This is a genomic window from uncultured Caulobacter sp., assembly GCF_937900395.1.
Lineage (GTDB): Bacteria > Pseudomonadota > Alphaproteobacteria > Caulobacterales > Caulobacteraceae > Caulobacter.
In genome coordinates this window covers 1-1,770 of sequence record NZ_CALCDX010000049.1, presented here as the reverse complement: position 1 = coordinate 1,770, position 1,770 = coordinate 1, and the positions used below count along the sequence as shown (strand labels likewise).

Annotated in this window: 2 protein-coding genes; one reads left to right on the top strand and one right to left on the bottom strand. The window is 70.8% G+C overall.

The genetic code is table 11. The features are described from left to right. Positions 1-564: methyl-accepting chemotaxis protein (locus Q0379_RS04410; protein ID WP_299004777.1), on the top strand; the 564-nt coding region annotated here is incomplete at its 5' end. A gap of 50 nt (positions 565-614) precedes the next feature. Here the strand turns inward: Q0379_RS04410 and Q0379_RS04405 are convergent. After that, positions 615-1,667, bottom strand: coding sequence for a LacI family DNA-binding transcriptional regulator (locus Q0379_RS04405; RefSeq protein WP_299004774.1), 1,053 nt, complete (start codon positions 1,665-1,667; stop codon positions 615-617). Between the last annotated feature and the right edge of the window lie 103 nt (positions 1,668-1,770).

Sequence of the window (1,770 nt, the reverse complement as noted above, 5' to 3'; positions counted from 1 at the left end):
ATCGACGAGATCGCCTTCCAGACCAACCTCCTGGCCCTGAACGCGGGCGTCGAGGCTGCCCGGGCGGGCGACGCCGGAAAGGGCTTCGCGGTTGTGGCGCAAGAGGTCCGGGCCCTGGCCCAGCGCTCGGCGGAGGCCGCCAAGGAAATCAAGTCGCTGATCACCGAGTCGAGCCGCCAGGTGGGCGAGGGCGTCGAGCTGGTGGGCCAGACCGGCGGGGCGCTGCGCGGCATCGTCGAGAAGGTCGGCGGCATCGGCGAGATGATCACGGCGATCGCGGCGTCCACCAGCGAGCAGGCCTCGGCTCTGGGTCAGGTCAATGCGGCCGTGAACCAGCTGGATCAGGTCACCCAGCGCAATGCGGCCATGGTGGCCCAATCCACCCAGGCCACCCAGGCCCTTCGGGGCGAAGCGTCCGACCTGTCGGAGCATGTGGGCGCGTTCCGCCTGGGCGGCGAGACGGTGCGGCCGCGCGGCCAGCTGTCCGGCGAGGACGCGTTCGCAGACAACGCGGTCCACACCGCCCAGGCGCGCATCGCGGCCTACGCCCGACCGGGGCGCTGAGGGCGGAGGTCCTAGGCGCGCTCGAACTCAGGCTCGCCCCATAAGGCGCTCTAGCGCGGGGGCGGCGCCGTCGAGGCGCGGTGGATCAGCTCGAACGGCAGCAGAATGTCTTCGGGACGCTCCGCAGCCTCGTTCGTCTTGGCCTGGGCGATCAGCAGTTTCGCGGCGACGGACGACATCTCCGCCACCGGTTGGCGCACGGTCGTCAGCTGAGGCCGGCTGAAGCGGGCGCTGGGGCTGTCGTCGAAGCCGGCCACCGACACGTCGCCCGGCGTCATCAAGCCCGCCTCCGCGATGGCGGCGACGCAGCCGAGGGCCATGTCGTCGTTGCTGGCGAAGATCGCCGTCGGGCGATCGGGCAGGGCCAACAGCGCCTTAGCCTCGGCCATGCCGGACTGGAAGGTGAAGTCGCCCTGGCGCACCAAGCCCGCTGCGACCGGCAAACCATGGGCCCTCATGGCCGCCAGATAGCCCTCGCGCCGCGCCTGGCTGGCGCCATAGCGTGGCTCGCCGACGATGAAGCCGATCCGCTTGTGGCCCAGGCCGATCAGGTGCTCGGTCATCTCGCGGGCGGCGGCGACGTCGTCCATGTGCACGCGCGGGCCCAGGCCCTCGGCGCGCTCGGGGCCGACGCGGACGTAGGGCGTGCCGGCCTTGTCGAGCAGTTCCAGCACCACCGCATTATCGGACGACGGAGGCGTCAGGATCACGCCGTCGGGCTTCAGGGCCGCGAGAAGGGCGGCGACCTCCTGCCGGACCTGCGGCCCTTCGTGGTCGATCAGCTCGATCAGCAGGTGATAGCCGGTCGCTCGGCATTCCAGCGTCGCGCCCAGCTGGATGCGGCTCAGATAGTCCGCGCCGCGCTCGCTGCGCCAATGATCGATGGTCAGGGCGGCGTCGACGAAGACGGCGATCACGAAGGAGCGGGAGCCGGCCAGGCTGCGCGCCGACAGGTTGGGGCTGTAGCCCAGCTCGCCGGCGGCCTGCAGCACGCGGTCGCGCATGGCGGGCCGGACGTTCGGCTCCTTGTTCATCACCCGCGAGACGGTCTTGATCGAGACGCCCGCCCGCGCGGCGACGTCGTAGATCGTCACCGAAGCCATAGTTCGCCTCGCCCCCTCGAGAGACTCACGCCAATCCGCGCACCGTAGAGCTATGGCGCGCCCGTTGGAAACCTCTGGACGACAGCATGGTGGCCCTTGTGCG

Coding starts and splice junctions, on each gene's coding strand:
- Q0379_RS04405 (WP_299004774.1), bottom strand. CDS start 1,667: ATGGCTTCGGTGACGATCTACGACGTCGCCGCGCGGGCGGGCGTCTCG.